28 protein-coding genes and 1 riboswitch are annotated in these 25,509 nt (G+C 67.8%); of the genes, 9 read left to right on the top strand and 19 right to left on the bottom strand.

The genetic code is table 11. The features are described from left to right. Window positions 1–12: 12 nt before the first annotated feature. The 4 genes from argE to ACP2AH_RS16165 all read right to left on the bottom strand — a co-directional run bounded on the left by argE (window position 13) and on the right by ACP2AH_RS16165 (window position 4,635). Complete coding sequence (gene argE, locus ACP2AH_RS16180; protein ID WP_425106736.1) at window positions 13–1,176, bottom strand: acetylornithine deacetylase; 1,164 nt, start codon at window positions 1,174–1,176, stop codon at window positions 13–15. 170 nt (window positions 1,177–1,346) lie between these two features. Next, window positions 1,347–2,798, bottom strand: coding sequence for a TrkH family potassium uptake protein (locus ACP2AH_RS16175; RefSeq protein ID WP_425106735.1), 1,452 nt, complete (start codon window positions 2,796–2,798; stop codon window positions 1,347–1,349). 105 nt (window positions 2,799–2,903) lie between these two features. Beyond that, window positions 2,904–3,296, bottom strand: a complete 393-nt coding sequence (gene apaG, locus ACP2AH_RS16170; RefSeq protein ID WP_421698544.1) for a Co2+/Mg2+ efflux protein ApaG — start codon at window positions 3,294–3,296, stop codon at window positions 2,904–2,906. 130 nt (window positions 3,297–3,426) lie between these two features. Continuing rightward, on the bottom strand, window positions 3,427–4,635 hold the full coding sequence (locus ACP2AH_RS16165; RefSeq protein ID WP_425106734.1) for an O-succinylhomoserine sulfhydrylase: 1,209 nt from the start codon (window positions 4,633–4,635) through the stop codon (window positions 3,427–3,429). Between the two features lie 42 nt (window positions 4,636–4,677). After that, window positions 4,678–4,758, bottom strand: a riboswitch (SAM riboswitch). A gap of 134 nt (window positions 4,759–4,892) precedes the next feature. Between ACP2AH_RS16165 and ACP2AH_RS16160 the strand changes: the two genes are divergently transcribed. After that, on the top strand, window positions 4,893–6,011 hold the full coding sequence (locus ACP2AH_RS16160) for a 2'-deoxycytidine 5'-triphosphate deaminase (RefSeq protein WP_425106733.1): 1,119 nt from the start codon (window positions 4,893–4,895) through the stop codon (window positions 6,009–6,011). Between the two features lie 6 nt (window positions 6,012–6,017). Here ACP2AH_RS16160 and ACP2AH_RS16155 read toward each other — a convergent pair whose 3' ends face one another. The 4 genes from ACP2AH_RS16155 to ACP2AH_RS16140 form a co-directional block, all read right to left on the bottom strand. Then, on the bottom strand, window positions 6,018–6,449 hold the full coding sequence (locus ACP2AH_RS16155) for a carboxymuconolactone decarboxylase family protein (protein WP_425106732.1): 432 nt from the start codon (window positions 6,447–6,449) through the stop codon (window positions 6,018–6,020). Then, window positions 6,406–6,813, bottom strand: a complete 408-nt coding sequence (locus tag ACP2AH_RS16150; protein ID WP_425106731.1) for a MerR family transcriptional regulator — start codon at window positions 6,811–6,813, stop codon at window positions 6,406–6,408. Before ACP2AH_RS16150 ends, ACP2AH_RS16155 begins: the two co-directional genes overlap by 44 nt. Window positions 6,814–6,949: 136 nt before the next feature. After that, window positions 6,950–7,939 carry an NAD(+) diphosphatase gene (gene nudC, locus ACP2AH_RS16145; protein WP_425106730.1) on the bottom strand — a complete coding sequence of 330 codons (990 nt, stop codon included), beginning with the start codon at window positions 7,937–7,939 and terminating at the stop codon, window positions 6,950–6,952. 8 nt (window positions 7,940–7,947) lie between these two features. Beyond that, complete coding sequence (locus ACP2AH_RS16140; RefSeq protein ID WP_425106729.1) at window positions 7,948–8,370, bottom strand: HIT domain-containing protein; 423 nt, start codon at window positions 8,368–8,370, stop codon at window positions 7,948–7,950. A 184-nt stretch (window positions 8,371–8,554) separates the two neighbouring features. Here ACP2AH_RS16140 and ACP2AH_RS16135 point away from each other — a divergent pair, with 184 nt between their 5' ends. Further along, window positions 8,555–9,757: an MFS transporter gene (locus ACP2AH_RS16135; RefSeq protein WP_425106728.1), complete on the top strand. Its 1,203-nt coding sequence runs from the start codon at window positions 8,555–8,557 to the stop codon at window positions 9,755–9,757. 48 nt (window positions 9,758–9,805) lie between these two features. Here the strand turns inward: ACP2AH_RS16135 and ACP2AH_RS16130 are convergent, their stop codons facing one another. The 5 genes from ACP2AH_RS16130 to ACP2AH_RS16110 all read right to left on the bottom strand — a co-directional run bounded on the left by ACP2AH_RS16130 (window position 9,806) and on the right by ACP2AH_RS16110 (window position 16,453). Further along, window positions 9,806–12,598, bottom strand: a complete 2,793-nt coding sequence (locus tag ACP2AH_RS16130) for a [protein-PII] uridylyltransferase (RefSeq protein ID WP_425106727.1) — start codon at window positions 12,596–12,598, stop codon at window positions 9,806–9,808. Between the two features lie 330 nt (window positions 12,599–12,928). After that, entirely contained in the window at window positions 12,929–13,522 is a 594-nt protein-coding gene (locus ACP2AH_RS16125) for a PRC-barrel domain-containing protein (RefSeq protein WP_425106726.1), read from the bottom strand. A 129-nt stretch (window positions 13,523–13,651) separates the two neighbouring features. Continuing rightward, window positions 13,652–14,089 (bottom strand): hypothetical protein, encoded by a 438-nt coding sequence (locus tag ACP2AH_RS16120; protein ID WP_425106725.1) that lies wholly within the window; start codon window positions 14,087–14,089, stop codon window positions 13,652–13,654. Between the two features lie 230 nt (window positions 14,090–14,319). Next, window positions 14,320–15,639 (bottom strand): sensor histidine kinase, encoded by a 1,320-nt coding sequence (locus tag ACP2AH_RS16115; RefSeq protein ID WP_425106724.1) that lies wholly within the window; start codon window positions 15,637–15,639, stop codon window positions 14,320–14,322. Window positions 15,640–15,649: 10 nt separating this feature from the next. After that, entirely contained in the window at window positions 15,650–16,453 is an 804-nt protein-coding gene (locus ACP2AH_RS16110) for a response regulator (protein ID WP_425106723.1), read from the bottom strand. Window positions 16,454–16,654: 201 nt separating this feature from the next. On the opposite strand from ACP2AH_RS16110, the gene ACP2AH_RS16105 reads away from it, so the two are divergent. Further along, on the top strand, window positions 16,655–16,891 hold the full coding sequence (locus tag ACP2AH_RS16105) for a NepR family anti-sigma factor (protein WP_425106722.1): 237 nt from the start codon (window positions 16,655–16,657) through the stop codon (window positions 16,889–16,891). Continuing rightward, window positions 16,888–17,439 carry a sigma-70 family RNA polymerase sigma factor gene (locus tag ACP2AH_RS16100; RefSeq protein ID WP_244378983.1) on the top strand — a complete coding sequence of 184 codons (552 nt, stop codon included), beginning with the start codon at window positions 16,888–16,890 and terminating at the stop codon, window positions 17,437–17,439. The genes ACP2AH_RS16105 and ACP2AH_RS16100 overlap by 4 nt, the downstream gene beginning before the upstream one ends. 175 nt (window positions 17,440–17,614) lie before the next feature. Here the strand turns inward: ACP2AH_RS16100 and ACP2AH_RS16095 are convergent, their stop codons facing one another. The 3 genes from ACP2AH_RS16095 to ACP2AH_RS16085 form a co-directional block, all read right to left on the bottom strand. Further along, on the bottom strand, window positions 17,615–17,788 hold the full coding sequence (locus ACP2AH_RS16095) for a DUF1328 domain-containing protein (protein ID WP_018389091.1): 174 nt from the start codon (window positions 17,786–17,788) through the stop codon (window positions 17,615–17,617). A gap of 87 nt (window positions 17,789–17,875) precedes the next feature. Then, window positions 17,876–18,775, bottom strand: a complete 900-nt coding sequence (locus ACP2AH_RS16090) for a LysR family transcriptional regulator (RefSeq protein ID WP_425106721.1) — start codon at window positions 18,773–18,775, stop codon at window positions 17,876–17,878. A 106-nt stretch (window positions 18,776–18,881) separates the two neighbouring features. Continuing rightward, a complete protein-coding gene (locus ACP2AH_RS16085; RefSeq protein ID WP_425106720.1) occupies window positions 18,882–20,090 on the bottom strand; it encodes a DNA recombination protein RmuC in 1,209 nt (402 codons plus the stop codon). A 110-nt stretch (window positions 20,091–20,200) separates the two neighbouring features. Here ACP2AH_RS16085 and def point away from each other — a divergent pair, with 110 nt between their 5' ends. The 3 genes from def to ACP2AH_RS16070 are packed head-to-tail and all read left to right on the top strand — an operon-like array spanning window position 20,201 to window position 22,162. After that, window positions 20,201–20,752, top strand: coding sequence for a peptide deformylase (gene def / locus ACP2AH_RS16080; RefSeq protein WP_371348775.1), 552 nt, complete (start codon window positions 20,201–20,203; stop codon window positions 20,750–20,752). Between the two features lie 49 nt (window positions 20,753–20,801). Beyond that, window positions 20,802–21,719: a methionyl-tRNA formyltransferase gene (gene fmt / locus ACP2AH_RS16075; protein ID WP_425106719.1), complete on the top strand. Its 918-nt coding sequence runs from the start codon at window positions 20,802–20,804 to the stop codon at window positions 21,717–21,719. Further along, window positions 21,716–22,162 carry an N-acetyltransferase family protein gene (locus tag ACP2AH_RS16070; protein WP_425106718.1) on the top strand — a complete coding sequence of 149 codons (447 nt, stop codon included), beginning with the start codon at window positions 21,716–21,718 and terminating at the stop codon, window positions 22,160–22,162. Before fmt ends, ACP2AH_RS16070 begins: the two co-directional genes overlap by 4 nt. Window positions 22,163–22,195: 33 nt before the next feature. On the opposite strand, the gene ACP2AH_RS16065 is transcribed toward ACP2AH_RS16070, so the two are convergent. Continuing rightward, on the bottom strand, window positions 22,196–23,089 hold the full coding sequence (locus tag ACP2AH_RS16065; protein WP_425106717.1) for an SDR family oxidoreductase: 894 nt from the start codon (window positions 23,087–23,089) through the stop codon (window positions 22,196–22,198). Window positions 23,090–23,199: 110 nt separating this feature from the next. Between ACP2AH_RS16065 and ACP2AH_RS16060 the strand changes: the two genes are divergently transcribed. Continuing rightward, window positions 23,200–23,613 carry a winged helix-turn-helix transcriptional regulator gene (locus tag ACP2AH_RS16060; RefSeq protein ID WP_425106716.1) on the top strand — a complete coding sequence of 138 codons (414 nt, stop codon included), beginning with the start codon at window positions 23,200–23,202 and terminating at the stop codon, window positions 23,611–23,613. A gap of 31 nt (window positions 23,614–23,644) precedes the next feature. Here the strand turns inward: ACP2AH_RS16060 and ACP2AH_RS16055 are convergent, their stop codons facing one another. Next, complete coding sequence (locus ACP2AH_RS16055; RefSeq protein WP_421698527.1) at window positions 23,645–24,280, bottom strand: peroxiredoxin; 636 nt, start codon at window positions 24,278–24,280, stop codon at window positions 23,645–23,647. 234 nt (window positions 24,281–24,514) lie between these two features. Between ACP2AH_RS16055 and ACP2AH_RS16050 the strand changes: the two genes are divergently transcribed. Continuing rightward, entirely contained in the window at window positions 24,515–24,772 is a 258-nt protein-coding gene (locus tag ACP2AH_RS16050) for a YMGG-like glycine zipper-containing protein (RefSeq protein ID WP_244378969.1), read from the top strand. Between the two features lie 63 nt (window positions 24,773–24,835). Here ACP2AH_RS16050 and ACP2AH_RS16045 read toward each other — a convergent pair whose 3' ends face one another. Beyond that, on the bottom strand, window positions 24,836–25,462 hold the full coding sequence (locus ACP2AH_RS16045) for a S24 family peptidase (RefSeq protein WP_425106715.1): 627 nt from the start codon (window positions 25,460–25,462) through the stop codon (window positions 24,836–24,838). Window positions 25,463–25,509: the final 47 nt, after the last annotated feature.

The following is a 25,509-nucleotide window of genomic DNA, read 5'->3' as shown; positions in this document are numbered from 1 at the left end:
GCAACGTGCCTCTTATTCCGCGCATTCCGCGATCAGCCCGGCGAGAAACCGCTCGCAGGCGCGCAGCTGGCTGATCTCGATATATTCGTCCGGCTTGTGCGCCTGGTCGATCGAGCCCGGCCCGCAGATGATGGTCGGGATGCCCTGGGCCTGGAAATGCCCGCCTTCGGTGCCGTAGGACACGGTATAGGTGCGGTTCTGCCCGGCGAGGCGCAGCGCCAGCGTCTCGGCCGGCGAGCCGGTCTGGGGCGCGAGCGGCGGCACCTTGTAGATGAAATCCGTGGTGATGGCGGCTTCCGGCGCGGTCTCGCGCAGCTTCGGCAGCACCACCTCCGCGCCGAAACGGGAGAAGCGCTCCAGCAGCGCGTCCTCGTCGAAGCCCGGCAGGCCGCGCACATTCCAGCGAATGGCGCATTCGCGCGGCACGATGTTGCCGGCGGTGCCGCCGCCGACCACCGTCACCTGCAGCGTGGTGCTGGGTGGGTCGAAGCGGCCGGAGGGGTCGCCCGCCGCCACCAGTTCGGCGCGGATGCGGTCGAGCTCGCCGATCAGCGCGGCGGCGGCGAAGATGGCGTTGGCCCCGAGCTGCGGCATGGAGGAATGCGCCTCCCGCCCGGTGACCGTGGTGACATAGGCGATGCCGGATTTATGTGCGTCCACCACCCGCATCGAGGTCGGCTCGCCGACGATGCAGGCGCGGGGTAAGGGCAGGTCGACGCCCAGCCGGCGCACCGCCGGCACCACGCCGGTGCAGCCGATCTCCTCGTCATAGGACACCAGAAGATGGATCGGCGTCGCCAGCGGCCGCGCCACCATGTCCGGCACCATGGCGAGGCAGCAGGCGAGAAAGCCCTTCATGTCGCAGGAACCGCGCCCATAGACCTTGTCGTCGACGGGGGTGAGGGTGAACGGGTCGGTGCTCCAGGGTTGGCCGTCCACCGGCACCACGTCGGAATGGCCGGAGAGGCAGACGCCGCCGACGCCGGACGGCCCGATAGTGGCGAACAGGCTCGCCTTGTCGCCGGCCTCGCTCGGGATGATCGTGCTCTCGATGCCGAAGGCGGCGAGGTAGTCGCGCACGAAGGCGATGAGATCGAGATTGGAATTGCGGCTCGTCGTGTCGAAGGCGACCAGATAGGCCAGCAATTCCTCGGTCGTCGTCCGTACGGCAAGCATGGAGAATCCTCGTCGCGAAGTGAGCGCCAGCATACCGGCTTATGCTGCGGTGCCCAACTAGCGCCTGATCCGATCAGGTTGAATCGACCTGATCGGTGAATCAGTCGCTAATTGATTGATAGAGAACGTTTTACCGATCCGATGGCGATGCAATCAGACCGGAACGTGCTCTAGCGCCGCCAGAAACTCGGCAGGAACAGCACCAGCACGGTGAACAATTCCAGCCGACCCGCCAGCATGCCGAAGGACAGCAGCCAGATCACATGATCGGGCAGGGCGGCGAAATTCTGCGCCGGGCCGACCACCGGGCCGAGACCGGGGCCGACATTGGCCACCGCGGTGATCGAGGCGGAGAAGGCCGTCACCAGATCGAAGCCGAGTATGTTGATGGCGATAGCGATCAGCATGAAGCTGGTGAGATAGAGAAAGGCGAAGGACAGCACCGAGGCCACCACATCATCGCCGATCGGCTTGCCGCCATAGACCACCGGGAACACGCCATTGGGGTAGATGACGCGCTTGAGGTGCTGCTTGAGCGCCGAGCCGAGAACGGCGATGCGGAAGGCTTTCATGCCGCCGGCGGTGGAGCCGGTGCAGGCGCCGAGAAACAGCAGGATGAAATAGAGCGCGTCCGTCGGCGGGCCCCAGTTCGTGTAGTCGTCGGCGACAAAGCCGGTGGTGGACATGATCGAGACGACATTGAACAGCGCGTTACGCAGCGCGGTCTCGCCCTGGTTGATGCCGCCGCTGACCTGCTGCACGGTCGAGACGACGGTGAACAGCGCCACCAGCGTCAGGAACAGCCGCACCTCGGCATTGGCGAACAGCCGGCTGAAATCGCCCGCCAGCACTCGCACATACAGCACGAAGGGCAGCGAGCCGGACAGCATGAAGAAGATGGCGGCGTATTCGATGGCGGGGCTGTTGAAATAGCCGATCGAGGCGTCGTGGGTGGAGAAGCCGCCGGTGGAGATGGTCGCCATGGCGTGGGCGACGGCGTCGAACACGCTCATGCCGCAAAAGGCATAGGTGAGGGCGCAGGCGAAGGTGAGGAAGATGTAGGAGGCGAGAATGCCCTTGGCCATCTGCGCCGCGCGCGGCAGCAGCTTTTCCGACTTGTCGGAGGATTCGGCGCGGAACAGCTGCATGCCGCCGATCTGCATCATCGGCAACAGGGCGATGGCCAGCACGATGATGCCGATGCCGCCATACCAGTGCAGGAAGGCGCGCCAGATGAGCAGGCCCGGCGGGCGATGGTCGAGGCCGCTGATGACCGTGGCGCCTGTCGTGGTGAGCCCGCTCATCGCCTCGAAATAGGCATCGGCGAAGGAGAGGTTCGATTCCGCCCACATGAAGGGGACGGCGGCGAAGGCCGAGAGCAGCAGCCAGCTCAGGGTGGTGAGCACGAAGGCCTGGCGCAGCGACAGGCGCTGCACCTCGCTGGAACGGCCTGCCAGCCACAGCGACAGGCCGACGAACACGGTGATGACGGAGGAGGCGGCATAGGCGAGGAAGTCGCCCCGGCCAGCGACGAGGTCGACCATCGCCGGAATCATCATCGTCGTGCCGAGAACGGCGAGGAGGACGCCGAGAATGGCGGCGATCGGGCGAAAATCGATCACGGGATATGGAAACCGTTCGGCGCGGCGGGAGGCCCACGGAGGAAAGCTGCCGCCACCATAGCCGCTTCCCAGCAGGGCCGGAAGCCGTCCGCGCCGGTCATCCCGTCAGTTCAGCGTCCGCGCTTCGCCGGGCACATCCAGCGAGAAGGCCGGCACTTCGGCCTCGAAGGTCTCGCCGGTGGCGGTCTCCAGGCTGTAGCGGCCTTCCATGATGCCGGTGGAGGTCGGCAGCGGCACGCCGCTGGTATATTCGAAATGCCCGCCCGGCGGCAGCACCGGCTGCTCGCCGACCACGCCGGCGCCGCGCACTTCCTGCACGCGGCCCAGCGCGTCGGTGATGACCCAGTGGCGGGACTTGAGCTGCACCGTGTCGACGCCGAGATTGATGATCTCGATCGTGTAGGCCCAGAAATACTGGCTACGCTCGGGATCGGAGCGTTCGGGTGCGAAGCGCGGTGTCACCGTCACCTGCACGCCTTTCGTCGTCGCCCGATACATGCCCGCTCTCCCGCGCCCCCCGAATCGCCCAAGTATGTCTACTGAAAGGCTTTTGGCGCCGCAGGGCAAGCGGCGGCGGGTCACGCCTGCGTTTGCGCGCCGCCGCCGGGTACCGTGTCCCGTGCCTTCCTCACACCGCTTTCAGCGCGCGGGCGACATCGTCGGTGAGGTCGTCGACATGCTCCAGCCCCACGGACAGCCGCACCATGCCGTCGAAAATGCCCATCTCGGCGCGGGCTTCCGGGGTGAAGCGCTGATGCGTCGTGGTGGCGGGATGGGTGACGAGGCTCTTAGCGTCGCCGAGATTGTTGGAGATGCGCACCACCTTCAACGCGTTGAGGAAACGGAACGCGCCGGCCTTGCCGCCCTCCACCTCGAAGGTCACCAGCGTGCCGCCGCCGCGCATCTGGCGTTTTGCCAGTTCGTGCTGGGGATGGTCGGCGCGGAAGGGATAGATGACGCGGGTGACGCCGGGCAGGGCGGCGAGGCGGTCGGCCAGCGCCGTCGCGCTCGCCTGCGCACGCTCCACGCGCAGCGGCAGCGTCTCCAGCCCCTTCAGCATCACCCAGGCATTGAAGGGCGAGACGGAGGGGCCGGTCTGGCGCAGGAAGGTCTGCAGATGGTCGGTGAGGAATTTCTCCGAACACAGCACCACGCCGGCGAGGCAGCGGCCCTGGCCGTCAATATGCTTGGTGGCGGAATACACCACCACGTCGGCCCCCAGGCTAAGCGGGCTCTGCAGCATCGGCGTGGCGAACACATTGTCGACGATGAGGCAGGCGCCGGCCGCCTTGGAAATCTCGGCCACCGCCGCGATGTCGACCAGTTCCAGCGTCGGGTTGGTCGGGCTTTCCAGGAAGAACACGCGGGTTTCCGGCCGCACCGCCGCCTTCCACGCGGCGAGATCGGTGCCGTCGACCAGCGTCGAGGCAATGCCGAAGCGCGGCAGCAATTCCTCGATCACATAGCGGCAGGAGCCGAACAGCGCCCGCGCCGCCACCACATGGTCGCCGGCCTTCAGCTGGCACAGCAGCGAGGCGGTGACGGCGGCCATGCCGGAGGCGGTGGCGCGGGCGACTTCCGCCCCTTCAAGCAGCGCGAGGCGGGTCTCGAACATCGCCGCCGTCGGGTTGGAATAGCGGGTGTAGATGAAGCCGGGGTCCTCGCCCTTGAAGCGGGCTTCGGCCTGCTCGGCGCTCTCATAGACATAGCCCTGGGTGAGGTAGAGCGCCTCCGCCGTCTCGCCGAAGGGCGAGCGCAGGATGCCGCCCTGCACGAGGCGGGTCTCGGGGCGGAGCCCGGCGATTTCGGCAGGGGAAAGCTTGGGCGTGTCGGACATTCGCGGCTCCGGTCTCTCGCATTGAACCGGGGTCGCTCGCGCTGTCGCGCGGCCCCGGCCTGTTTAGCAACCTTGTTTAGCGTGGCGGCAAGCCGGCCGGCTCAAATGACCACGTCGATCTCTTTCGCTTACTCCCGTGCCGGGCGGGGCGTCAAGCGGACTTCTGCCAACCCGCACTTGGCCAACCAGCACTTGGCGTCGTCGGATGCCTCCGCTAAAGCCATGGCACGGTTGGCGCGCAGCGACGGAGCGGCAGAGTGGCGGAGTCAGGTCTGAGCGGCGAGGGCATTCTGCCCGGCCACGCCATCGAGGCGCTGGCCGCGGGCGGCGCCATTCGCAGCACCCGCCCGTTCGATGCCGACCAGGTGCAGCCGGCCAGCCTCGACCTGCGGCTCGGCCCGGTCGCCTGGCGCATCCGCGCCAGCTTCCTGCCCGGCCCCGGCGAGACGGTGGCGGACCGCCTGACCCGGCTCGGCCTGCACCAGCTCGACCTCACCGGCGGCGAGGTGCTGGAGACCGGCTGCGTCTATCTCGTCGAGCTGGAAGAAGCGCTTTCGCTGCCCGCCGACATCGCCGCCTCGGCCAACCCGAAAAGCTCCACTGGCCGGCTCGACGTGTTCACCCGCGTCATCGCCGACCGTTCGCGCGCCTTCGACATCGTGCCCGCCGGCTATGCCGGCAAGCTCTATCTGGAAATCAGCCCGCGCACCTTCCCCATTCTGGTGCGGCAGGGCTCGCGCCTGTCGCAGATCCGCTTCCGCCGCGGCGACGCGCGGCTGGATGAGCCGGGCATCGCCGCCCTCAACGCCGCCGAGCGGCTGGTCGACAGCCCCGAAGCTGACGTTGCTGGCGGCGGCATCGCGGTGAGCGTCGATCTCTCCGGCGAGGGCTTTGGCGGCCTGCTCGGCTTCCGCGCCAAGCGCCATACCGGGGTGATCGATGTCGACCGCCGCGCCGCCTGCGAGGTCGAGGATTTCTGGGAGCCGCTGGTGACGCGCGGCCGGCGCGAACTGGTGCTGGACCCTGACGCCTTCTACATTCTCGCCTCCAAGGAAGCCGTGCATGTGCCGCCCGGCCATGCGGCGGAGATGGTGCCGTTCGACCCGCTGGTGGGCGAGTTCCGCGTGCACTATGCCGGCTTCTTCGATCCTGGCTTCGGCCATGACGCCGCCGGTGGGCGAGGGGCCCGCGCCGTGCTGGAAGTGCGCTCGCGCGAGGTGCCGTTCATTCTCGAAGACGGGCAGATCGTCGGCCGGCTGGTCTATGAGACCATGCTGGAGCGCCCCCGCACCCTCTATGGCGAGGGCCTCGGCTCCAATTATCAGGCGCAGGGGCTCAAACTCTCCAAGCATTTCAAGGCCTGGACGCGGGACTGAGCGCCGTCAGGCCGGGCGCGCGGCAAACACCTCACGGGCGGCGAACAGCCCGTTGAGCGCGGCGGGGAAGCCGGCATAGACGGCCATCTGCATGAGGATTTCGATGATCTCCTCGCGGCTGAGGCCGACATTCAGCCCGGCCTCGATATGCACCTTCAGCTGCGGCGTAGCATTGCCCAGCGCGGCGAGCGCGGCGATGGTCGCCACCTCGCGCAGGCGCAGGTCGAGCCCCGGGCGGGTGTAGATGTCGCCGAAGGGGAATTCGATCAGCAGCCGGCCGAAATCCGGGGCGATGTCGCTGAGTTGCTCCACCACCCGCGTGCCGGCCTCGCCGTCGATCCGCGCCAGCGCCGCCCATCCGGCCGCGTAGCGGGCATTGGTGTCACCGGCGGTGTTAGGTGTCGTGTGCGGGGCCGGGGCGTTGATCGTCGGCGTCATGGTTCACGTCCTCACGGGTGGTGCCGGCATAGCCGGCGATCTTGGTGTCGAGGACAGCCAGGCAGGCGTGAAGTTCGTCGACATGCGCCTGCACCGCGTCGCGGTGCTGCCGGAGCAGGGCGCCGCGCTCGGCGGCCGTTTCCTCCCCCTGCGCCCGCAGCGCGGCATAGCGAACCATGTCGCGGATCGGCATTCCCGTGGTTTTCAGCCGCCGGAGAAAAGCGATCCAGGTGAGGATGGACGGGTCATAGTCGCGCTGGCGCGCCGCGTTCCGGTCGGCAGGCGGGAGCAGGCCGATACGCTCATAGTAGCGGATCGTGTCGAGGCTCAATCCCGTGCGCCGGGCCAATTCGCCGATCTTCATCTCTGTCCTGAAAGTTGCGACGCACACGGGTCTAGGTGCTGGAGCGCACTCCAGGTCAAGCGCTTTCTCGCCCGCGCGCATTCCACGACCGTCCCGCGCCGACGCGCGGGACGGTCGTGGAACGGGCGCGGCCGGTTCATCCCGCCGGCGGGTCGCGCCCTTCCACGAAAGCCCGCAGCAGATGATGGGCGATAGCCATGCGCGGCGGGGCGATCAGCCCCTCCGGATGGGTGCGGGTGAGCAGCAGCCGCGCTTCCTCGCGCGAGAACCAGCGCGCGGCTTCCAGCTCGTTCGGGTCGATCGCGATCTCCCGTGACGCCGCCTGCGCGTGGAAGCCGGTCATGATCGACATCGGGAATGGCCAGGGCTGCGCGCAGAGATAGCGCACCGCGCCGGTGGCGATGCCGGCCTCTTCCAGTGTCTCGCGCCGCACCGCGTCCTCGAAGGTCTCGCCCGGCTCGACGAAGCCGGCGAGGCAGGACCACATACCGGGCGCGAAGCGGGCGGAGCGGCCGAGCAAACACTCATCGCCATCGACGGTGAGCATGATGACGACCGGATCGGTGCGCGGAAAATGCTGCGCGCCGCAACTCGGGCAGTCACGCCGCCAGCCGGCCTCGGCCATGGCGAGCCGCCCGCCGCAATTGGAGCAGAAGCTGCGCCGCGCATGCCAGGCGAGCATCGCCTTGGCGGTGGCGAGCTGGCCGGTCTCCTCGACGCTGGTGAGTTCGCGCACCGCGATGGCGCGCAGATCGATGACGAAGAGGTCCGGTCGTGCCTCGGGCCGCTCGGTGAGGGCGCCGAGCGCGGGGGCGGGAAGCGGCAGCACGAGATGCGGCACGTCGCCGTCGAGCCCGAGCAGGCAGGCCTCATCCAGCCGCCCGCCCAGCGCCACCGCCTCTTCCAGCGCAAACAGCGCGGTGCAGGAGCCCGGCCCCTCTTCCATGCCGGCGATGAAGCCGGGCAGGCGGCGCAGCACGACGCTCTCGCCGGAAATCAGGCAGGCGCGGGCGCGAGGATCGGCGCGGAAGCGCTCCATTTCGCCGCGTCGCAGCCCGGCCCGGTCGAGCCGGGAGCCGGTATAGCCGAGATGCGGCCACAGGCCGAGCGCGTGATCGGCGGGCATGGGGCTGTTCATGCCGCCAGCGCCTCGCGCAGCCGCGCCGCCAGCATCAATGCCTGCGGTGCCGCATAGGTCTGGCGCTCGCCGCCCGCGCCCCACACCGCGCCGGGCCAGGCCGCGTCGGTTTCGAAGCGGGCAATGACATGAATGTGCAGCTGGCGCACCATATTGCCGAGCGCGGCGACATTGAGCTTGTCGCAGGTCGTGAGCGCCTTCAGCGCCCGGCTCACCGCGTCGATCTCGCCCCACAGCGTGGCGCGGGCGGCGTCGTCGAGGTCGATCAGCTCGGCGAGGCCGGGGCGGCGCGGCACCAGGATGACCCATGGAAACCGCGCATCGTCCATCAGCCGCACGCTGGCGAGGGCGAGGTCGAGTACGGGGAAGCTGTCGCCCTCAAGGCGCGGGTCGAGAACGAAGGTCGAGGCGTCGCTCATGCGGGCGCTAAGCTCCCCATGCCCGCCGGCTGCGGGCGCGGGAAAGCTATAGCCGTCACCGGCCCGCCTTTCCATCGCCGCGCGCGCAAGGCGATGGCGACCTGCCCCGCGCCAACAGCATTTGTCGTGCGCGTCACTTTGTCCTAGAGAGAAGGCCACGATCCCCCCGCCGAAGCAGCGTGCCATGTCCCTCTCCGTGCCGGCCGATTCCCTGCGCCGCACCGCCATGCCGGTGCTGGTGGCGCTGAGCGCCGCCCATTTCCTCAACGACATGATCCAGTCGCTGATCCCGGCGATCTACCCGCTGATCAAGAACGCCTATGCGCTCGATTTCGGCCAGATCGGCATCATCACCCTGACCTTCCAGATTTCCGCCTCGCTGCTGCAGCCGCTGATCGGGCTCTATACCGACCGGCACCCGCTGCCCTATTCCACCGTGGCGGGGATGGCGTTCACGCTCCTCGGCCTCATCGGCCTCGCCCATGCCGGCACCTACCCGCTGCTGCTGGTGTCGGCGGCCTTTGTCGGCATCGGCTCGTCGATCTTCCACCCGGAGGCGACGCGCATGGCGCGCAAGGCCTCGGGCGGGCGGCACGGCTTCGCGCAGGGGCTGTTCCAGGTCGGCGGACAAACCGGTGGCGCCATCGGGCCGCTGCTGGCGGCGTTCATCATCGTGCCGAACGGCCAGTCGAGCCTCGCCTGGTTCTGCGCCGCCGCGCTCCTCGCCATGCCGTTGCTCACCTGGACCGCCCGCCACAGCGCGCTCGCCGTGCCGGGGCGGCCGGCCGGGCACCGGGGCGAGCCGGAAGTGGCGCACCGCCCGTTCCGCGAGGTCGCCTTCCCCTTGGCGGTGCTGATCGTGCTGCTGTGCTCGAAGACCGCCTATACCGCGAGTTTCACTTCTTTCTACACCTTCTACCTGATCGAGCGTTTCGGCGTGTCGGTGCAGGCCTCGCAGCTGATGCTGTTCCTGTTCCTCGTCTCCTCGGCGGCGGGAGTGCTGTTCGGCGGCATGCTGGGCGACCGGATTGGGCGCAACAAGATCATCTGGTTCTCGATCCTCGGCGCGCTGCCGTTCACGCTGGCGTTGCCCTATGCGGGGCTCGCCGGCACGGCGGTGCTGACCATTGTCATCAACCTCATCATGTCGAGCGCCTTCGCCGCCATCCTCGTCTACGCCATCGACCTGATGCCGCACCGCATCGGGCTGGTGGGCGGGTTCTTCTACGGGCTGGTGTTCGGCCTTGGCGGGCTGGCGGCGGCGGCGCTGGGCGTGTTCGCCGACCGCTACGGTATCGACGCGGTGTATCAGGCCTGCGCCTTCCTGCCCGCCTTCGGCCTGCTGGCCTTCCTGCTGCCGAGCCTGCGCGGCGCGCGGGTGTCCTGACCCCGCGCGCCCCAATGAGCGCCGCCCAATAAGCGCCGGCGCGCCGCCTCAGGCGGCGTTGGCCTCGTCATCGGCGTCGAGCACCTGCAACAGCGCGCGGCGGATGGCGGAATGGCGCGCCGCGCCCATGATCTTCGCCCCCATCAGGTCGGTGACGTAGAACACGTCCACCGCCCGCTCGCCGAAAGTGGCGATGTGCGCCGAGGCGATGTTGAGGTTGAGCCGCGACAGCGTCTGGGTGAGGCCGTAGAGCAGGCCCGGCCGGTCGAGCCCGGACACTTCGATCACGGTGTGGCGGTTCGACCAGGAATTGTTGAGCGTGACCTCGGGCTCCACGGTGAAGGCGCGGGGCCGCCTCGGGATGCGGCGGGCGACCACTTCCGGCAGCCGGATCTCGCCGGCCAGCGACTTCTCGATGGCGGAAGCGATGCGATCGGCGCGACGCATCTCGTCCTCGTCCTGCTCGAAGGCGCGGGTGAGTGAGATGGTGTCGAGCGCCCGCCCGTCCGTGGTGGTGCTGATCTGCGCGTCGACGATGTGCGCCCCGGCGCTGGCGCAGGCGCCGGCGATCACCGCCAGCAGCTTCGGGTGATCGGGCGCGAAGACGGTGAGCTCGGTAATGCCGCGCTTGGGGTCGGTGATGGCGCGGGTGGCAAGCGCCTTGCCCTGTGCCTCGGTCTCGCGGATGAAGCGGGCATGCTCCATCTGGTGCTGGCGGTCGGTCTGCAGCCAGTAGGTGGGGTAGTGGCGGCCCATATAGGCGTCGAGGTCGGCAGCGTCCCACTCGGCGAGGGCGCCGCGCAGTTCCGCCTGGGCGCGGGCGACGCGCTGATTGCGGTTGCTCTCGGAGAAGCCGCCGGTGATGACCGGCTCGGTCTCGTGATAGAGCGTGCGCAGAAGCTGCGACTTCCAGTTGTTCCACACGCCCGGCCCCACGGCGCGGATATCGGCGGTGGTGAGGATGAGCAGCAGCTTCATCCGCTCCAGATTCTGCACCACGGCGGCGAAATTCTCGATCGTCTTGCGGTCGGAGAGGTCGCGCGACTGGGCGATGGTGGACATGGTGAGGTGCTGTTCGATCAGCCACGCAACCGTGTCGGTGTCCACAGGGCTGAGGCCGAAGCGCGGGCACAGGCGGCGGGCGACGCGGGCACCGGCGATGGAATGGTCCTCCGGCCGGCCCTTGGCGATGTCGTGCAGCAGCACCGCGATATAGAGCAGCTGCCGGTTCTTGATCGTCGGCATCAGCTCATTGGCGAGGCCGTAATCGGGCCGGTCGCCGCGCTCGATGCGCGAGAGCGCGCCGATGGAGCGGATGAGGTGCTCGTCCACCGTGTAGGAATGATACATGTTGAACTGCATCATCGCGACGATGCGGCCGAATTCCGGGATGAAGCGGCCGAGCACGCCGGTCTCGTTCATCCGCCGCAGCACGATCTCCGGCGTCTCCTTCGAGGTGAGGATCTCGACGAACAGCCGGTTGGCTTCCGGGTTCTCGCGCAGATTGTGGTCGATGAGCTTGAGCGAGCGCGTGGCGAGACGCATCGCGTCGGGGTGGAAATTCAGCCCGTGCTTGCCGGCGAGATGGAAGATGCGGATGAGGTTGAGCGGGTCGCGGCCGAAGGCGCTCGCATCGGCGACATTGATGCGGTCATTGTCGACGATGAAATCCGCGCTTTCCTTCAGCGTGCGCCGGCCGGAGCGGCGCAGCCGCGCGATCATCCGGTCGAGCCGCGGCACCGGCTTGTCGTGGCGCTCTTCCAGCGCGGCCGAGACGATGGCGGTGAGATCGCCGACATCCTTGGCCACGAGGAAATAGTGCTTCATGAAGCGCTCCACATCCTTCAGCCCGGGATGGGAGACATAGCCGAGCCGCTCGGCCATTTCGCGCTGCAGGTCGAAGGAGAGGCGCTCCTCCGGCTTGCCGGCGAGGAAATGCAGGTGGCAGCGCACCGACCAGAGGAAATTCTCGCAGCGGCGGAAGATCTTGGCTTCCTCCGCCGTGAACACGCCCTTGGCCACGAGTTCGCGCGTCTCATGCACCCGGTAGACGTATTTGGCGATCCAGAACAGCGTGTGCAGGTCGCGCAGACCGCCCTTGCCGTCCTTCACATTCGGCTCAACGACATAGCGCGACTGGCCGGCCCGCTTCAGCCTCTCTTCGCGTTCGCTGAGCTTGGCGGCGACGAATTCCGCCGCCGTGCCCTGCACCACTTCCTTGTCGAAGCGGGCGGTCAGTTCCTCGAACAGCGTCTTCTCGCCGATCAGCAGCCGGGCTTCGAGCAGCGCGGTGCGGATGGTCATGTCGCCGCGCGCCTGGCGGATGCACTCATCGACCGAGCGGGTGGAATGGCCGACCTTCAGCCCCATGTCCCACAGCACGTAGAGAATGGCCTCAGCGACGCTCTCGCCCCAGGCGGTCTGCTTGTAGGGGAGCAGGAACAGAATGTCGGTGTCCGAGCCGGGCGCCATCAGGCCGCGCCCATAACCGCCGACGGCGACGATCGCCATGCGCTCGGAGGTGGAGGGGTTGTCCGAGGGGTAGAGCGTCTTCACCGCCAGCTCATGGACCAGCGCGATGATCTCGTCCTGGAGGCGTGAGAGCCGCTCGGCGCAGCGACGGCCGGAACCTTCCACCATCAGCCAGCGCTCGGCGACCTTGTGCCCGTGCTGATAGGCGGCCTTGAGGCGACGCGCCATCTGCGTGCGCAGTTCGATCTCGCGGCCGGACTTGCTGGTGCCGAGCACCTCGCGCGCCAGCGCAGCGAGTTCGACGCGCATGGCGTCGATGTCGAACAGTTCCTTGAAGGGATGGTCGGGGCGGCGGCGGGGTTCGGTCATGGCGGGGTCCGGCTGGTCGGATATCCGCTTTACCTGATCCGCCGGCCGCCGTCATCGTGCGCTGCCGCGCGGGAAGGCGCCTGCGACCCGTTAAGGCTCGCCAACGCTGGGCAAAAACGCACGAGGGCGGCCAAGGCTCTCAAACGAGACATGCCCGCCACGAGGGCGGGCAAAGCTTTCAAAACGAGACATGCCCGCCACGAGGGCGGGCAAAGCTTTCAAAACGAGACATGCCCGCCACGAGGGCGGGCATGTCCATCCTGACGGCACGGCGGACGCCGGCGGTCGCTAGGTGAGGGCCGCGCGCGCGGCCGAACCGTAAGGCGTGGATCAGTTGGTCGTGGTGGTGGTGGCGCCGGTTTTCGGGGTCTCCGAACGCGCCTGCTCCAGGCTCTTGAACTCGGGAGCCGAATTCAGCTCTTCCTTGGTCATCGAGACCACGACCTTCTCGCCATTGTCGGTGGGGGTGGCGGTCAGCGAATCGAAGGACACCGCGACCGGCTTGGCGCCGATGCCGAGGAAGCCGCCGACATCGATCACCACCGCGATGATCTCGCCTTCGCGCTCGACGATCACGTCGCTGATCGAGCCGAGCTTCTCGTCATTGGCGGTCACCACCTCGGTGCCCATCAGGTCGGAGCCGAGCCACTGGCCGGCGCTCTGGGCGCTGATGAATTTCGGCGTCGCCGGGGTCGCGGTCGCGGAAGCGGCCGGAGCGGCGCTGTCGGTGGAACCGGCCGTGCCGGGGGTCGGCGTGGTCGCCGGCATCTGCGACGCGGGCGCCTGCGGGTTGCCGGCATCCGGCTGAACCGGGCTGGCGGCCGGCGGTGTCGTGGTCTGAGGCGCCGGGCTCTGGGCGAAGGCGACCGCGGGGGCGAGCGCCAGGGCAGCGGCGGCGGTGAGTGTCGCAAGCTTGCTGGTCATCGTCTTCTCCGTGTTCGGTAATTTCGAAATCAGACCGATCGTTCGATCCTCTGTGGTAGAAACGAAATAGAACCGGATGGGTTCCCCAACGTAGCGACTTTTCGACGGCGGTATTTATTTAGGAAAGTCTCAACCGCGGCCGATCAGCGAAGCGTCGGCGACGCAAACCGTCAACTCTTCGGTCGATAGACTTGATTTCGTCACGCCCAGTGCGGAAAGGCAGCCCTTGGGGGTGCGGGTGGCGCGGCTCGGCGCCAGCGGGGCGGGCTCCGGCTGGCTGTTGACGATGACGGGCGCGGGGGCCGTGGCCGGAACCGGCGCCGTCGCGGCAGGTGTCGGCTGCGGCATCGCGTCGAGACGCGCCCCCTTGCCGGCACGATTGACGAGGTGTGCCTGCCGTGCAGCCGTTTCCGGCCCGAAGGCGTCGATGGCGATCGCCTGCGGGGCGGCGCGGGTGAGCGAGCCGGTGGCAAGGGCGCCGGCGGTGAGCGGCACCATGAAGGCGACGCCGGTGATCGCGCCGAGAAGATAGGCGGAGCCCTTAAAGACGCTGTCGGTGCCCTTCATCACTGCTTCCCCTTCCGTCCGGACCTGCGGGCAGCCACGCGCGGTCGCGCGACGTGGAGCACGTCGCCGCCGGAGCTTTTCCGCAGACGATGGTTTCGATGAATTGGTCCGGCGAAGGCAGTCGCCGTGATCGCAGGGTTAACGCGCGTAAACCGTAACGCGTTCCCGTTCAGGATCACGTTTTCGCGCGTTGCCTGTGCGTCACTGGAAGGACGAAAAGCCCGGCGCGGTCAGCGCTCGGGCGTCAAATGGCTCTCGGGCACGCTCACGGTGCAGACGAGGCCGGAGGGGGCGAAGTCGAGTTCCACCTTGCCGTCGAGCGCGCGGGCGAGGTTGCGCTCGATTACCAGCGAGCCGAAGCCGCGCCCTTCCGGCTTCGCAACCGCCGGGCCGCCGCGCTCCCGCCAGGAAAGCTCGAAGCCGCCGCCGGCTTCCGGCGTGCGCCGGGCCCAGATGATATCGACATGGCCGGTCGGCACCGACAGCGCGCCATATTTGGCGGCGTTGGTCGACAGTTCGTGAATGGCGAGGCCGATATTCTGCGCTGCTTCCGGCTTCAGGAACAGGCTCGGCCCCTCAATGGTGAACTGGCTGTTCTCGCGGTCGAGGTGATGGCCGAGCTGCGAGCGCACCATGTCGTTCAGCGAGGCGCCGTACCAGCTCTCCTGCACCAGTAGGTCATGCGACTTGGACAGAGCTTGGAGACGGGCGCTGAAGATTTCGACGAAATTGTCGATCGAGCCGGCATGGCGGGCGGTCTGCCGCGCCATGGCCTGGATCACCGCCAGCAGGTTCTTCGAGCGGTGGGTGAGTTCGCGCATCAACAGGCGCAGATGCTGCTCATTCTCCTTGCGCTCGGTGACGTCCACCGCCGCGCCGGTGAGGCCCACCGTAGTGCCGGCGAGATCGCGCAGCGGGTCGATATGGATGTCGTACCAGCATTTGCGCCCGCCTTCCTCAATCTCGATCTCCCCCTTGCGCGAGGTGGAGGAGGCGAGGGCGTCGCGCTTGAGCAGGGTGAGCGCCTGTGCCTGCGCCTCGCCGAGCAGATCGGCATCGCTGGAGCCGAGCACCTGCTCCACGGGGAAACCGAACAGCGGCTTGCTGACCGAGGTGTAGCGCAGGTCGCGGTCCTGGGTGAAGATCGCGACATTGGAACCGCGCAGCGCCATCTCGTAGCGCTGCAGGGCGGTGGCGAGTTCCAACGTTAGCCGCCGCTGCTCGCTCACCGCATGGCGCGGTGTCGGCATGTCGATCAGCGCGGCGAAGTTCGACCACAGGGCGACGGCGCCGATGAGGTTGAGCAAAGCGATGCCGATACGCACGGCCATCGGCAGCAACGGATAGGTGCTGCCGAAATCGAAGATCACCAGCAGCGAGAGCACGCCGAACGACAGCACGAGGGTCGCCAGCAGCAGACCCAGAAGCCGTGTGCGGATCGACAGGTTGCGGCGCAGGAACAGAAGCCGCACCAAGGCCACGAAGATGGCCAGCGACGACAGGACCGTGATCCAGCGCGCCGCGTTGTCGACAAGGGCTATGTCGGGCATTTAGGGGTGCTCAGGCGGTGGCGCGCTGCTCCCGCGGACGGGCGCGTCGCTCGAAGAACAGCGCCTGGCTGATGACGGCGGCGACGGTCGAGGGCTGGAAAGGCTTGGCGATCAGGAAGGCCGGCTCCGGCCGCACGCCGGTGAGGAAGCGCTCGGGATAGGCCGTGATGAAGATGACCGGCACTTCGGTCTTCTCGATCAGCTCATTCACCGCGTCGAGGCCAGAGGAACCATCCGCCAGCTGGATGTCGGCGAGGATGAGGCCAGGCGCCTTGCGGCGGGCGAGATCCACCGCTTCCGTATGGGTGCGGGCGATGCCGGTGACGCGATGGCCGAGGCCTTCCACCAGCCCTTCAAGATCGAGCGCGATAAAGGGCTCGTCCTCGATGATCAGCACGTCGGTGGCGATTTCCGCCGCCAGTTCGCGCCCGGCATCGGCGACCAGATTGCGCAGGGTCGGTACGTCGATGGAGAGGATGCTCGCGGCCTCCTCTTCGGTGAAGCCTTCCAACGACACCAGAAGGAACGCCTGGCGCACCACCGGGGTGATGTGGCCGAGCCGCCGCTCGCCCTGCAGCGGGGCGGGTGGGGCGTCGAGCTGGGCGTTCAGCGTGACGGAATCCCACAGTCGCGTGAGCAGGGTGTAAAGCGCCACGCGGGGATCGATCGAACGGTCGAGCGTCGAGGGATCGGCGATGAGCGTCTCCAGCATGGCCGTAACATAGGCGTCGCCGGCCGACTGGCTGCCACTGAGCGCGCGCGCATAGCGGCGCAGAAAGGGCAGGTGCTGCGCGACAAGTTGAGAAGTGCTCACTCGCGTCTCCCCGAAGCTGCAAATTGTGAAGCGGCTGTTAACGCGCGATGGACCGCGTGGTTCCGGAGTAGGTCAAAAATTTTAGCGATGCACTAGAATTCCCGGAACCGTTTCGCCTTTGGCTCGTTGTGACCTCGTATGCAGCGACGGAGCCGTCTTCCCTCTCGACCTTTCGGGGGCTCAATGTCGGGAAAGAAAATGATGAGTGACGATCATTCGGAGGGTGCGGCCGCTGCGGCGGATGGCATGTCCTCCTCGCCTCTGGGCGGCGGCAAAGAAACCGCTCTCGGCAGCGAGATACAGGCCAAGATCGGCCAGCACCTGCGCGCCATGTATGACGACGTGGTGCGCCAAGGCGTGCCCGACCGTTTCATGGACCTGCTGTCTAAACTCGATAAAGCGGACAACGCGTCCGGCGAGGGCGGAGGGCGCAAGTGAGCCGGTTCGACCCGACTTTGCGCGACGAGATCATCGCCGCCATTCCCAATCTGCGGGCCTTCGCCATCTCGCTTTCGGGCAGCGTCGACCGCGCCGACGATCTGGTGCAGGAAACGCTGCTGCGTGCCTTCGCCAATATTTCGAGCTTCCGTCCGGGTACCAATCTGCCGGCCTGGCTGTTCACCATTCTGCGTAACCTGTTCCGCTCCGAATACCGCAAGCGGCGCCGCGAGGTTCCTGATTCGGACGGTGCCTTTGCCGCGACGCTGACCAGCAATCCCGACCAGAACACCCATCTGGATTTCGAGGATTTCCGCGCTGCGCTCGACCAGCTGCCGCCGGACCAGCGCGAGGCGCTGGTGCTCGTGGGCGCCTCCGGCTTTTCCTATGAGGAAGCCGCCGATATCTGCCAATGCGCGGTGGGCACCATCAAGAGCCGGGTGAACCGGGCGCGCAAGCGGCTCGGCGAGATGCTGGCGCTGGACGATGTCAGCGATTTCGGCCCCGACAAGACCACGCGCGCGGTTCTGGCCGCCGAGCGCACCTGAGCGGCAGTCCCGCCGCCGCACGATCCCGCCTCCTCGTAAGACAGCTTCTCCCAAAGAACGGTCCTGTTGCACTCGCGTGTTCAACGCGAGAACGCCCCCGGCTTGCGTCGGGGGCGTTTGCATGGCTGCGGCAAAGCCGTTCGGCTTCCGGGCCGCGGGCCCGGAAGCCGGGGCCTCAAGGCGCGCGGCCGCGCCGCATGAAGCCGAACACCGCCGACACCAGAAACAGGATGATGGCGACGAAAAAGATGATCTTGGCGATTTCGATGGCGGTTCCGGCAATGCCGCCGAAACCAAGAACGGCGGCGATCAGAGCCACCACGAGAAAGGTCAGCGCCCAACCCAGCATGCAAGCCTCCACTTTGCGAGACGGCCGTGGCCGTGTGGCGGGACAACAAATGAGGCGGCTCAGGGTTCCGCGGTTACCGCTTGGGCCTCAGATCCGCGTCGCCAGCGAGGGGGCGACGGCGCGGGCTTCCGCCAGCAGCGCGGTGACGATCGGCGTCATCGGCTCGCGGTCGAGCACGACGAGGCCCATCTGGTGCAGCACTTCCGGCCCCTCGATCGGGATGGAGCGGATGCTGGCGGGAAAGGCGAACACATCCGCCAGCGTGTTGGCCACCACGCTCGCCCATTTGCCGGTGCGCACATGCGAGAGCAGGGCAAGCGTCGAATTGGCCTCCAGCATCGGCACCACCGCGTGGCCGGCCTCCGCGAGTTGCTTGTCGACGATGCGGCGGTTCTGCATGTCGGGGGTCAGCAGGCACAGCGGTACCCGGCCGATTTCCTCCCAGGTCACCTTGGCCTTGTCGCCGAGCGGCGAGTCGGCGGAGGTGAGGAAGCGATAGCCTTCCTTGTAGAGCGGCACGGTCTGCACCCGCCCGAGCGGGTCGTTGTCGAGATAGGTGATGCCGGCATCCGCCTCCAGATTCTCGATCAGCCGCAGCACCTCATTGGAGGAGGCGGAAATCAGCGTGAAGCGTACATCGGCGTGCTTGGCATGGAACGGCGTGGTGAGCTCGGAGAGCATCGGCATGGCGGTGGGGATGGCGGCGATGCGCAGATGGCCGGAGAGTCCCTTGCGCATGCCGGCGATTTCCTGGCGCATGGCGCGCACATCGCCGATGACCCGCCGCGCCCATTGCAGCGCCCGCTCCCCTTCCGGGGTGAAGCCGATGAAGCGCGAGCCGCGCTCCACCAGCCGGACGCCGAGCTGTTCTTCCAACTGCTTGAGGCCGGCCGAGAGCGTGGGCTGGGTCACCCCGCAGGATTCGGCGGCACGGCCGAAATGTCGCTCCTTGGCGAGGGCGAGCAGGAGTTCAAAACGGTCGATCACGCGGGACGTTTCCTGACACAGACGATAGAAACATTCTATCAAACTATCAGAAAAGCTTCATCCTGCGAATTGGACGGATTAAAGACGCCGCTCCCGTCGCCCTCGCTCACTCGGCCGCCCCCCGCAGCGGCGGTGTGGGCAGCGTATCCGCCGCAAAGAGATCCGACGGCGCGGACGTGCGCGCCGGGCCGTCGGCCTCGAATTCCAGCTGTTCGATGCGCGCGCCGCGCTTGGCGATCTTGTCGGCGGAGGTCAGCGCCTGCGCCACGTCGTCGGTCATCTGGCCGAAGTGCTTTTGCAGATTGCCGACGCGATCGCGCAGGCGGATCACATCGGCGACCAGCTTGCCGCATTCCGTGCGGATGAGGTCGGCCTGCTCGCGCATGCGCGCATCCTTGCAGATGGCCTGCACCACCTGCACCGCGAGCATCAGCAGCGAGGGCGAGACGAGGATGACGCGGGCGCGGAACGCCTGCTGGATGAGGTCGTCGAAATGCTCATGCAACTCGCCATAGACGGATTCGGAGGGCACGAACATCAGCGCCACGTCCTGCGTCTCGCCGCTGACGAGATAGCGCTCGGAAATGTCCTTCACATGCCGGCCGACATCGGCCTTCAGCCGCGCTTCCGCTGGCTTGCGCGCCTCCGGCGTCGGCGCCTCGCGAAAGGCGGTGATCGATTCCAGCGGAAATTTTGAATCGACCAGCAGCGGGCGGGTGTCGCCGGGCAGGAAGATGGCGCAGTCGGCGCGGCGGCCATTGCTCAGCGTGTGCTGGAAGGCGAAGCTGTCGCGCGGCAGGGCGTCGGCGATAATGGCCTGCAGCCGCCCTTCGCCGAAGGCGCCGCGCGCCTGCTTGTTGGCCAGCGTCTCGCGCAGGCTCATCACCTGGCCGGAGAGTTCGCCCAGGCTCGCCCGCGCCTGATCGACAAGGGCGAGGCGCTCGTTCAGCCGCACGAGGTTTTCGTGCGTGGCTTCGCTCGCCCGCGCCAGACTTTCTCCCATGCGGTGGGAGGACGCGTCGAGCCGCTCGGCCACGGCGCGGGCGAGATCGCCCTGGCGCTGGGCCAGCACCTCCGTCATGGACTGCACCCGGCCGATGGTTTCCGCCTGGGTGCGGGCGAGATCGGCGAGCCGCTCTTCCAGCTCGTCGGCGCGGCGGGCCTGCTCGTCCGCCTCAAGCGCGTTCTGCCGGGCGCTGCGCGAGACCGCGCGCAGAACCGCAAGCAGCAGCAGAAAGGCGAGCGCGCCGGCAGACGCGAGCGTCTGCGCCAGCGTGACCGGCTGGGTGCCGAGCGTGAACACGATCTGATCCATCGCCGTCTTCTAGCAGATTCTGGTGTTGGCGCGAACGGAGAGTGAACATCCGTCGCTGTCAGGGTAAACCCCGCGTTGACGGAATTCGGCGCGGCGCTTATCTGGACGGCATGTCGATACGTCCGCTCGTGATCCTCCCCGATACCCGCCTGCGCCAGCTCTCCGATCCCGTGCTGCGCGTGGATGCGCGCGTGCGCGCCATCGTCGAGGACATGTTCGAGACCATGTATGACGCTCCCGGCATCGGGCTGGCGGCGATCCAGGTCGGCATTCCCGAGCGCATCGTCACCGTCGATGTCGGCCCGCGCCAGGCGCAGGCGGACGGCGCGGAGGACGAGGAGGCGGAGCGCGAGAAGCACCCGCTGGCGCTGATCAATCCCGAGATCATCGCCTCGTCCGAGGAAATGTCGGTCTATGCCGAGGGCTGCCTGTCGATCCCGGAATATTACGCTGATGTCGAGCGCCCGGCGCGGGTGCGCGTCCGCTATATGGACCTCAATGGCGAGACGCAGGAAATGGACGCCGACGGCCTGCTCGCCACCTGCGTGCAGCATGAGATCGACCATCTCAACGGCGTTCTGTTCATCGACCACATCTCCAAGCTCAAGCGCGACCGGGTGATCACCAAGTTCACCAAGCTGGCGAAGAAGGAGCGGGCCTGACCCCGCCGCGCACGCGCCGCTTCGTTTCCACCTTCCAGCGGAGAGCCGCATGCGCATCGTCTTCATGGGCACGCCCGATTTCGCGGTTTCCACGCTGGTGGAGATCGTCGGCGCCGGCCACGAGGTGGTGGCGGCCTATACGCGCGCCCCGGCGCCGGCCGGGCGGCGCGGGCTCGATCTCGTGCCCTCGCCGGTGCATCGCGCGGCGGAACGGCTGGGCATTCCCGTGCTGACGCCGTCGACCCTGCGCACCGAGGGCGCGACAGCAAGCTTCGCCGCGCATGAGGCCGACGCCGCCGTGGTGGTGGCCTATGGGCGCCTTCTCCCGCAGGCGATCCTCGATCTTCCCCCGCTCGGCTGCCTCAATCTCCACGCCTCGCTGCTGCCGCGCTGGCGCGGCGCGGCGCCGATCCAGCGCGCCATCATGGCCGGCGACAGCGAAACAGGCGTCGCGGTCATGAAGATGGAAGCCGGGCTCGACACCGGGCCGGTGGGGCTGGTCGAGCGCGTCACCATCGGCCCGGACATGACGGCGGGCGAGTTGCACGACCGGCTGATGATCGTCGGCGGCGACCTGATGGCGCGGGCGCTGGCGGCGCTGGAGCGTGGGGCGCTGGGCTTCACGCCGCAGCCGGAAGACGGTGTGACCTACGCCGCCAAGATCGACAAGAACGAGACCCGCATCGACTGGACCCGGCCGGCGCAGGCGGTGCACGACCATATTCGCGGCCTCTCGCCCTTTCCCGGCGCCTGGTTCGAGCTCGACGGCGCGCGGGTGAAAGTGCTGCGCTCGACGCTCGGCGCGGGTTCCGGCGCACCCGGTATGGTGCTGGACGATGCGCTCACCATCGCCTGCGGAGCTGGCGCGGTGCGGCTCGTCGAAGTGCAGAAGGCCGGCAGCCGGGCGATGCCGGCGGACGAGTTTTTGCGCGGCGCGGCGTTGGAAAAGGGCAGGGTGGTGACATGACGGACATACGCGCTCTCACGGCCGAGGATCACGCGCGGTGGCTGCCGCTCTGGCAGGCCTATCTCACCTTCTATGAGGCGGAACTGCCGGACGAGGTGACGGCGACCACCTGGCAGCGCCTGCTCGACCCCGCCGAGCCGGTGCATGGCGCCCTGGCGTTCGATGCCGCCGGGCAGGCGGTCGGGCTGGTGCACTGGCTGTTTCACCGCTCCACCTGGTCGGTGGGCAATGTGTGCTACCTCAACGACCTCTATGTAGACGCCAGCCAGCGCGGGCAGGGCCTCGGCCGCCGCCTGATCGACCATGTCGCGGCGGACGCGGCGGCCAAGGGCAGCCCGAAGGTCTATTGGCTGACGCACGAGACCAACCAGACGGCGCAGCGGCTGTATAACAGCCTCGCCGAGCGCACCGGCTTCATCCAGTACCGCAAGAAGCTCGACTGAGAGAAGCGCGGCCGATCGGCCGGGTGTCGCCCGTCAGAGCGCGGCGAGCGCCGGAGCGTTGGCGGCGAGCCAATCCGCGAAGCGGCGCGGCTGGCGGCCGGTGAGCCGGAAGAAGTCGTCCGTCACCTCGGCGACGCGGCCGGCGGCGGTGTTGCTGTCGAAGGAGGCGAAGACGCGGGCCAGCGGCTCCGGCAGGCCGGCGTGGATCATGCCCTGCACCAGGCCTTCGAGCGGCACCTGCACCACCGCGATCGGCTTGCCGATGGCGGCGCTTACCGCGCTGGCGATTTCCGCCTTGGTCAGCGCCTGCGGGCCAGAGAGCGTGTAGGTTGCCTTGCCGCTTTCGGGGCCTGCCAGCACCGTGGCGGCGGCGAAGGCGAGGTCGTCGCGGGCGATATCGGCGCTGCCCTGGCCTTCATCCGCCGTGTACCAGCTGCCCGACGCGATTGCCGGCGGCAGGAAGGCGAACAGGTTCTCGAAGTACCAATGGTTGCGCAGCACGGTCCAGCCCGGCAGGCTGCTGGCGGCGAGCGCCTTTTCCGTGCCCTCATGGTCGGGGGCGAGCAGCAGCGGCGAATTCTCCGGCTTGGGCGCCGAGATGTAGACGACATGGCCGACGCCCGCCGCTTCCAGCCCGGCGATGGCCGCCTGATGCTGGGCAAGGCGGCGGCCCGGCCGGTCGAGCGCATCGGTGCTGATCAGCAAGGCGCGGCCGACGCCGGCGAAGCCGGAGCCGAAGGTGCTGGCGTCATCGAAATCCAACGCGCGAACCTGCACGCCCTTGGCGGCCCAGTCGGCGAGCTTGGCGGGATCGCGCGTGCCGGCGACGATGCGGGAGGGGGCGATGCCGAGTGCGGTCGTCAGATGGCCGAGAACGAGCCGGCCGAATTGGCCGGAGGCGCCGGTTACCAGAATGAGATCAGTCATGTCAGCCTCCGCGGAGTGAATGTGATGCCGGCACGCTAGCCCCCACACTTTCCAATGGAAAGTACGCACCTTTCGGTTAGTATGCGTGGCACGGTGGAGAGGCGGATGCGATGGCGGCGGGTATGGACCGGGAGACGTTCAAGGAACTGGTGCGGCGTGGCGAGTTGCGCGCCGCCGATTGTCCTTCGCGCGAGGTGCTGAAAAATGTCAGCAGCCTGTGGGGCACACTCTGCCTGCTCATCCTGCGCGAGGGCACGATGCGCTTCAGCGAGCTGCGCCGCGCGGCGACGGGGGTGAGCGAGAAGATGCTGGCGCAGACGTTGCGTCGGCTGGAAGAGGATGGGTTCGTTGAGCGCCGTTCCTTTCCCGTCGTGCCGCCGCATGTCGAATACAGCCTGACGCCGATGGGGCAGGAACTGGCCGAGCATCTCGGCACGCTGACCGGCTGGATCGAAAGCAACGTCCCCCGCATCCTGCAGCACCGCCAGATGGCGGAGGTGGCCGGGGACCAGCCCCGGCCGTGAGGGCGAAAAGCCACGGTCTATCCGGGCTGTCCTATTTCCCCGGCTGCGGCACCACGCGCAGATAAGGCTTCAGCGTCTTCCAGCCGCCGGGAAACTTCTCCTTCGCCGCCTCGTCGCTGACCGAGGGGACGATGATGACATCCTCGCCGTCCTTCCAGTTCGCCGGCGTCGCCACCGCATGCTGGGCGGTGAGCTGGAGGGAGTCGATCACCCGCAGGATCTCGTCGAAATTGCGCCCGGCGCTGGCGGGGTAGGTGAGGGAGAGCTTCAGTTTCTTGTCCGGCCCGACGATGAATACCGAGCGCACGGTCAGCGTGTCGGAGGCGTTGGGGTGGATCATGTCGTAGAGGCCGGAGACGGTGCGCTCCGGATCGGCGATCAGCGGGAAATTCGGGGCGTAGCCCTGCGTCTCCGCAATGTCCTCGGCCCATTTCGCATGCGCGTCGAGCGGGTCGACGGAGAGGCCGATCACCTTGACGTTGCGGCGGTCGAATTCCGGCTTCAGCCGCGCCACCTGGCCGAGCTCGGTGGTGCAGACCGGGGTGAAGTTCTTCGGGTGCGAGAACAGCACGCCCCAGGAATCGCCCAGCCATTCATGGAAGCGGATCGGGCCTTCGGTGGTCTCGGCGTCGAAATCGGGAACGACGTCCCCGAGGCGGATGGTCATGGCGAACTCCCGTCAAGAAATCTAGTGTTTTGGTAGCATACTCCGCGCGGCGGCGGGTGCAAGCCGTCATGCTAAGCCGTCATCCTATCCCGCGCCTGTGACAGTGGAACCTGCGGGCGAAGCGCACGTTACCGGATGGGCGCCGCCGCCACATGGGGGCCGGGCGCCTTCGACATCAGGAATCGCCGTCACGGTCTGCCGGGCAGGTCCGGCATGCTCAAAAGGAGAGGGATCATGCTCAAGATCGTTGTGCTTTCGCTGGCCACGCTCAGCATCGCCGCCTGCACCACCACGGAACGCCGCGCCGCGGGCGGCGCCCTCATCGGCGGCGGCACCGGCGCGGTGATTGGCGGCATCGCCGGCGGCGGCACGGGTGCGGCGATCGGCGCGGGCGTCGGCGCGGGCACCGGCGCGCTGATCGGCGCGGCCACCTCGCCGGGCGACTGCTGGGCCTATGACCGCTATGGCCGCCGCGTGGCGGTGCGCTGCTGACCGCAGCGCCTCACACACTCACAGAACGAGGCGGCCCCCCAGCGGGGCCGTTTTCGCGTTCAGCTACTGGCTCGCCCACAGCACGCGGGCGATCCAGGCGATGTCCGCTTCCTGCAGCAGGCGGTCGGGATGCTCGGGGTTGAGCGAGCGCAGTTCCACCGTGCGGTTGGTCTGGCGCTTCAGCTCCTTGGCCAGCACCTCGCCCTCGCGCGTCTTCACCACCACCCGGTCGCCGCGCCGGATCGGCGCCGAGGGCGAGACCACGACGACATCCCCGTCGCGGTAGAGCGGCAGCATGGAATCGCCGGAGATTTCCAGCGCATAGGCGTGTTCGTCGCCGACATTGGGAAAGGCGATCTCGTCCCAGGCGCCGCCGACGGGAAAGCCGGCATCGTCGAAATAGCCGCCTTCGCCCGCCTGCGCGAAGCCGATGAGGGGGATGGCGCGGCGCCCGCCGGTGCCGCCATTCACCAGCCCCATGAAATCGTCGAGGCTGGTGCCGGTGGCGGCCAGCACCTTGGCGATGCTCTCGGTGGACGGCCAGCGCGGCCGCCCGTCCGCCGCCTCGCGCTTGGAGCGGTTGAAGGTGGTGGCGTCCAGCCCGGCGCGGCGGGCGAGGGCGGAGGGGCTGAGGTCCAGCCGTTCCGCCAGCCTGTCCAAAGCGCGCCAGATCTGGGCATGGCTGAGCATGATTCGTGCCCGGATTTCTGTCAGATGTGTAGGAATTATACCCTAAT

The sequence above is a fragment of the Ancylobacter sp. genome (assembly GCF_965249975.1).
Lineage (GTDB): Bacteria > Pseudomonadota > Alphaproteobacteria > Rhizobiales > Xanthobacteraceae > Ancylobacter.
The sequence above is the reverse complement of the archived record's forward strand: the minus strand, read 5'-3'. Positions and strand labels throughout refer to the sequence as shown.